Genomic DNA, 6,433 nt, shown 5'->3' with positions numbered 1-6,433 from the left:
CGCCGGGGAGTGGAACGCGATCGTGGGGACCGCTGTCTCTTCACAGCCCCACGATCGCGTTCCACTCCCCGGCGAACTCCGGACGCTCCTTCGCGCCGATGTCCCGGGCGATGGCGAGCCGCCCGCGCATGCCGTCGTCCGGGAAGATCAGCGGGTCCTCGGCCAGCGCGGCGGTCTCCTTGTCCTTGGCAGAGGCCAGCACGTCGCGCGCGGCCGGGACCGGGCAGACGTAGTTGACCCAGGTGGCGAGCTCGGCCGCGACCTCCGGGTCGTAGTAGTGGTCGACGAGCCGCTCGGCGTTGCGCTTGTGCGCGGCGAGGTCGGGGATCATCAGGCTCTCCGACCACAGCTCGGCGCCCTCTTCGGGGACCACGAACTCGATGTCGGGGTTGTCGGCCTTGAGCTGGATGACGTCGCCGGAGTACGCCTGCGCGGCCAGCACGTCCCCCGAGGAGAGGTCCTTGATGTAGTCGTTGCCGGTGAAGCGGCGGATGTGCTGCGCGCGGACGAGCGCCGCGACCCGGTCGGTCATCCGGTGGAAGTCGTCCGCCGTCCAGCGCGTGATGTCCACGCCGTCGCCCTGCATGAGCAGCGCGAACGCCTCGTCCATGCCGGCCAGCAGGGTGACCCGGCCCTTCAGGTCCCCGGCCCACAGGTCGCTGGTGTGCCTGATCTCCCGGCCGAGCTTCCGGCGGTTGTACGCGATGCCGGTGATCCCGGACTGCCAGGGGACGCAGTGCTTGCGGCCCGGGTCGAACGCGGGCTTGAGCAGCAGCGGGTCGAGGTGCTTCGCCACATTGGGCTGCCGGTCCCGGTCCATTTCCTGCACCCAGCCGAGCCGGACGAAGCGCGAGCACATCCAGTCGCTGATGACGATCAGGTCGCGCCCGGTGGGTTGGTGGTTCATCAGCGCGGGGCTGATCTTCCCGAAGAACTCGTCGTTGTCGTTGATCTCTTCGGTGTACGTGACCGAGATGCCGGTGCGCCGCTCGAAGGCGTCCAGCGTGGGGCGGCGCTGCTTGTCGTTGTCGTCGACGTCGATGTACAGCGGCCAGTTGGCGAAGGTGAGGGACCCATCGGCCGCCGAGCGGTCGGGGGCTGCGCGGTCACCGGCCCGGACGTACGCGGGCGGTACGCCGCACCCCGCCACCGCCGCCAGGAATCCGACCGTACCGACACCTCTGAGCAGCGCACGCCGCGAAAGACGATCCATGTGAGGACCCTCACGCGTCGGGGGCCGGGGCGGCAACAGACGAAACGTCCACTGCCGGGCCCCGGCCCACGACGGTGTGTCAGGTGCCCCGCACGGCACCCGACTTGCGGCCGGCCGTCGGCGGCCGGCCGTCGCTGACCACCCTGTTGGTCAGCCGTCCAGCGAGGTCATGACGTGCTTGATGCGGGTGTAGTCGTCGAAGCCGTAGGCGGAGAGGTCCTTGCCGTAGCCGGACTTCTTGAAGCCGCCGTGCGGCATCTCGGCGACGAGCGGGATGTGGGTGTTGATCCACACACAGCCGAAGTCGAGCTTCTTGGACATCCGCATGGCGCGGGCGTGGTCCTTGGTCCACACCGAGGACGCGAGCGCGTACTCGACGCCGTTGGCCCACTCGGTGGCCTGGTCCTCGTCGGTGAAGGACTGGACCGTGATGACCGGGCCGAAGACCTCGTTCTGGACGATCTCGTCGTCCTGCTTGAGGCCGGAGACGACGGTCGGGGCGAAGAAGTAGCCCTTCTCGCCGACCTGCTGGCCGCCGGCCTCGATCTTCGCGTGCGCGGGGAGGCGCTCGATGAAGCCCTTGACCTGCTTGAGCTGGTTGGCGTTGTTCAGCGGGCCGTAGAGCACGTCCTCGTCGTCCGGCTGCCCGGTCTTCGTGTCGGCGGCGGCCTTCGCCAGCGCCGTCACGAACTCGTCGTGGATGGAATCGTGGACGAGCACGCGCGTGGCGGCCGTGCAGTCCTGGCCCGCGTTGAAGAAGCCCGCCACCGAGATGTCCTCGACGGCCTTGGCGATGTCGGTGTCCTCGAAGACCACGACCGGGGCCTTGCCGCCCAGCTCCAGGTGGACCCGCTTGAGGTCCTTGGAGGCGGACTCGGCGACCTGCATACCGGCGCGCACGGAGCCGGTGATGGAGGCCATCGCGGGCACGGGGTGCTCGACCATCAGACGGCCGGTCTCGCGGTCACCGCACACGACGTTGAACACGCCGCGCGAGTGGCCCAGCTCGTCCAGCACGCTGCCGATGATCTCGCCGATCAGGACCGTGGACGCCGGGGTGGTGTCCGAGGGCTTGATGACGACCGTGTTGCCCGCGGCCAGGGCCGGCGCGAACTTCCACACGGCCATCATCATCGGGTAGTTCCAGGGCGCGACCTGGGCGCAGACGCCGATCGGCTCGCGGCGGATGATGGAGGTCAGGCCCTCCATGTACTCACCGGCCGAGCGGCCCTCGAGCATCCGGGCCGCACCCGCGAAGAAGCGGATCTGGTCCACCATCGGCGGGATTTCCTCGGAGCGTACGAGGGCGATGGGCTTGCCGCAGTTCTCGGACTCGGCGGCGATCAGCTCCTCGGCGCGCTCCTCGAAGCGGTCGGCGATCTTCAGGAGCACCTTCTGGCGCTCGGCGGGGATCAGGTCGCGCCATGCCGGGAAGGCGGCCTCGGCGGCGGCCATCGCGGCGTCGACATCGGCGGCCGCGGACAGCGGCGCGGTGGCGTACACCTCGCCCGTCGCCGGGTTGACCACGTCCGTGGTGCGGCCGTCGGCGGCGTCCCGGAACTCCCCGTCGATGTAGTTGCGCAGACGACGCAGTTCGGTGGTCACGTGCGACCCCTCCTGTCAGGTCCGGTGTCAGATGACCGGTCTCTGGTGTCCGGTGGATGAGATGCCCACCCTAACCATGCGAGCCCCGTTTTCGACATACCCACGCGCCAGTAACAACGAATTCCGTGGCATGAATCTCGGTGAACAACTGATTTCGGCGAATCGGGCTTGCGTGACGGACGATGCTGGTGCACAGTGAGGGACGTGGCCACTCGTGACAGAAACGGCACTCCGTCGATCGACTCCGTCTCCCTGGCGATCATTGAGCAGCTCCAGGAGGACGGGCGCCGTCCGTACGCCGCGATCGGCAAGGCCGTGGGCCTGTCCGAGGCGGCCGTACGGCAACGCGTACAGAAGCTGCTCGACCAGGGTGTGATGCAGATCGTCGCCGTCACCGACCCCCTCACGGTCGGTTTCCGGCGGCAGGCAATGGTCGGAATCAACGTCGAGGGCGACGTCGATCCCGTGGCAGAGGCCCTCACGGGCATGTCCGAGGTCGAGTACTGCGTCGTCACCGCCGGTTCCTTCGATCTGCTGATCGAGGTCGTCTGCGAGGACGACGATCACCTCCTGGACGTGATCAACAAGCGCGTCCGCACGCTGCCCGGCGTGCGCTCCACCGAGAGCTTCGTCTACATGAAGCTGAAGAAGCAGACCTACACCTGGGGAACGCGATAACCATGAGCGCCGACCTTTCCAAGACGGCGTACGACCACCTGTGGATGCATTTCACCCGCATGTCGTCGTACGAGAACGCCCCCGTGCCCACGATCGTGCGCGGCGAGGGCACCAACATCTACGACGACAAGGGCAAGCGCTACATCGACGGCCTCGCGGGCCTCTTCGTGGTCAACGCGGGCCACGGCCGGGTCGAGCTGGCCGAGACCGCGTACAAGCAGGCCCAGGAGCTCGCCTTCTTCCCGGTGTGGTCCTACGCCCACCCCAAGGCCGTCGAGCTCTCCGAGCGCCTGGCCAACTACGCCCCGGGCGACCTGAACAAGGTCTTCTTCACCACCGGCGGCGGCGAGGCGGTCGAGACCGCCTGGAAGCTCGCCAAGCAGTACTTCAAGCTCACCGGCAAGCCGATGAAGCACAAGGTCATATCCCGCGCGGTGGCCTACCACGGCACCCCGCAGGGCGCCCTGTCCATCACCGGTCTGCCGGGCCTCAAGGCCCCCTTCGAGCCGCTGGTCCCCGGCGCGCACAAGGTGCCGAACACCAACATCTACCGCGCCCCGATCCACGGCGACGACCCCGAGGCGTTCGGCCGCTGGGCCGCCGACCAGATCGAGCAGCAGATCCTCTTCGAGGGCCCGGAGACCGTCGCCGCGGTCTTCCTGGAGCCGGTGCAGAACGCCGGTGGCTGCTTCCCGCCGCCGCCCGGGTACTTCCAGCGCGTCCGCGAGATCTGCGACCAGTACGACGTGCTGCTCGTCTCCGACGAGGTCATCTGCGCGTTCGGCCGCCTCGGCACGATGTTCGCGTGCGACAAGTTCGGCTACGTCCCGGACATGATCACCTGCGCCAAGGGCATGACCTCGGGCTACTCCCCGATCGGCGCGTGCATCATCTCCGACCGCCTGGCGGAGCCGTTCTACAAGGGTGACAACACCTTCCTGCACGGCTACACCTTCGGTGGCCACCCGGTCTCCTCGGCCGTGGCGCTGGCGAACTTCGACATCTTCGAGCGCGAGGGCCTGAACAAGCACGTCCTCGAGAACGAGTCGAACTTCCTCTCCACGCTGCAGAAGCTGCACGACCTGCCGATCGTCGGCGACGTCCGCGGCAACGGCTTCTTCTACGGCATCGAGCTCGTCAAGGACAAGGTCACCAAGGAGTCGTTCAACGACGAGGAGACCGAGCGCGTCCTGTACGGCTTCCTCTCCAAGGCGCTGTACGACGCCGGCCTGTACTGCCGTGCCGACGACCGCGGCGACCCGGTCATCCAGCTGGCCCCGCCGCTGATCGCCGACCAGACCGTGTTCGACGAGATCGAGCAGATCCTGCGCGGCGTCCTCACGGAGGCTTGGGCCAAGCTCTGATCCGCGGTACCGAGCTGTCCCTCCGGCCCTCACCGGGGGGAAAGGGCGGAGCGGGGCCACGGACCCCGCTCCGCCCGACTCGCTCAGCGGCCCGTGACGGGGCTCCGCACAGGGGTCTCGCATAACGGAAGAAACGACGGCCGAGGTCACTCATATCCAGCCATATGAGTGAACCTCGGCCGTCTTACGTGCTGACCGGTGAATGGCGGGACCCAGCAGTACCTACCGTGCTTGTGACCGATACCCTCCATGGTCGTTCACCCGGTCAGGGGAACGAAGGACGCGAGCGAGCACGAGGTGCGCAGATGGTGGCCCCGCCCGACAACGACGTTCTATGGGCTCGCGGACTGCACCACGCCCACGGTCAGAGCCCCGCACTCACCGGCATCTCCCTCGGTGTGCGCGAGGGCGAGATCCTTGCCGTCACCGGTCCGCGCGGCTGCGGCAAGACCACGCTCCTGAAATGCCTCTCCGGACAGCTCGTCGCGGACAGCGGCGAGGTCTGGTTCAACAGCCATCCGGTCCACACCCTCTCCGCGACCAGCCGCGAGCGGCTCCGGCTGGACCGTTTCGGCTGGATCGGGACCGAGCCCCGGCTGGTCCCCGAGCTCACCGCCTGGGAGAACGCGGCCCTGCCCCTCCTCGTGCGGGGCGACGGCCGCCGCGCGGCCAAGCAGGCCGCCACCGAGTGGCTGGAGCGGCTGGACGTGGCGGACTGCGCCAAGCGGCGGCCCGCGGCCCTGGACCGGGCGCAGCAGCAGCGCGTGGCCGTCGCCCGGGCGCTGGCCACCACCCCGCAGGTGCTCTTCGCCGACGAGCCGACCGCGCCGCTGCACCGCGCGGACGCCGCCCAGGTGCTCCGTACGATCGTCAACGCGGCCCGCAGCCACGCCCTCAGCGTGGTGCTGGCCACCCAGGAAGCGGAGGCGACCACGCTCGCCGACCGCACGATCGCCCTGCTGGACGGCCGACGGGCCGGCGCCGCACATGCCGAGGGCCCCGCAGAGACGGAAGGCAGGGAAGAGTGCTCGCTCTCCGTCTAGCCCGGGGCGCACGCCCGGCGGTGCAGCTGCGCCGCCTGCTGGTCGTCGCGGCGGCGGCCGGCACGGCCTTCCTGCTGCTGGCCACGCTCGGCCACGCCGTCGACGCGCCGCGTGGCGAGGCCGCCGGCTCGGCGCTGCGGCTGGCCTGGTGCCTGGTCCCGCTGGCCGCCACGGCCCAGCTCGCCGTCGCCGTGGCCCGTACGGACCCGGCCGCCCGGCTGCGCGAGGGCATGTCCGCCGCCGGCCTCGGCCCGGTCCGGCTCACCCTGACCGCCGCCGCCTCGACCGTGCTCGCCTGCCTCCTGGGCAGCGTGCTCGGCCTGCTGGCCTTCCTGCGGCTGCGCGGCGGCCTGGGCGGTACGCCGGTGGGCCCGGCGGAGCTGCTGGGCCGCGGCCCCCTCCCGTACGCGGCGGTGGGTGTGCTGCTCGCGGCCGTCCCCGTGGTGGCCGCCGTCGCGACCGCCATGGCGCTGCGTCCGGGGCGGAACGCGCCGGCCGAGCCGTGCGCCGACACGCCGCCCCCTACGGCC

The 6,433-nt window shown here is 69.8% G+C and carries 5 protein-coding genes and 1 pseudogene; 4 read left to right on the top strand and 2 right to left on the bottom strand.

Features of this window, described 5'->3' with window-relative positions; translation table 11 throughout:
• Nucleotides 1-40: 40 nt before the first annotated feature.
• Both CCS38_RS01000 and CCS38_RS00995 read right to left on the bottom strand, forming a co-directional pair.
• Nucleotides 41-1,213, bottom strand: coding sequence for a polyamine ABC transporter substrate-binding protein (locus CCS38_RS01000; protein WP_223731261.1), 1,173 nt, complete (start codon nt 1,211-1,213; stop codon nt 41-43).
• A gap of 150 nt (nt 1,214-1,363) precedes the next feature.
• The gene (locus CCS38_RS00995; protein ID WP_223731260.1) at nt 1,364-2,818 is read right to left on the bottom strand and encodes a gamma-aminobutyraldehyde dehydrogenase; all 1,455 of its coding nucleotides are present in this window, start codon (nt 2,816-2,818) and stop codon (nt 1,364-1,366) included.
• Nucleotides 2,819-3,022: 204 nt separating this feature from the next.
• Here CCS38_RS00995 and CCS38_RS00990 point away from each other — a divergent pair, with 204 nt between their 5' ends.
• From CCS38_RS00990 to CCS38_RS00975, 4 genes and pseudogenes are all read left to right on the top strand, one after another.
• Complete coding sequence (locus tag CCS38_RS00990) at nt 3,023-3,496, top strand: Lrp/AsnC family transcriptional regulator (RefSeq protein ID WP_037801321.1); 474 nt, start codon at nt 3,023-3,025, stop codon at nt 3,494-3,496.
• Between the two features lie 2 nt (nt 3,497-3,498).
• On the top strand, nt 3,499-4,860 hold the full coding sequence (locus tag CCS38_RS00985; RefSeq protein ID WP_030266507.1) for an aspartate aminotransferase family protein: 1,362 nt from the start codon (nt 3,499-3,501) through the stop codon (nt 4,858-4,860).
• A gap of 305 nt (nt 4,861-5,165) precedes the next feature.
• On the top strand, nt 5,166-5,903 hold the full coding sequence (locus CCS38_RS00980; protein WP_223731259.1) for an ABC transporter ATP-binding protein: 738 nt from the start codon (nt 5,166-5,168) through the stop codon (nt 5,901-5,903).
• A 20-nt stretch (nt 5,904-5,923) separates the two neighbouring features.
• Nucleotides 5,924-6,433 (top strand): annotated as a pseudogene (locus CCS38_RS00975) (hypothetical protein); the annotation flags it as partial.

It is taken from the genome of Streptomyces purpurogeneiscleroticus, assembly GCF_020024005.1.
Taxonomy (GTDB): Bacteria; Actinomycetota; Actinomycetes; order Streptomycetales; family Streptomycetaceae; genus Streptomyces; species Streptomyces purpurogeneiscleroticus.
This window is presented reverse-complemented; position numbering and strand designations above follow the sequence as displayed.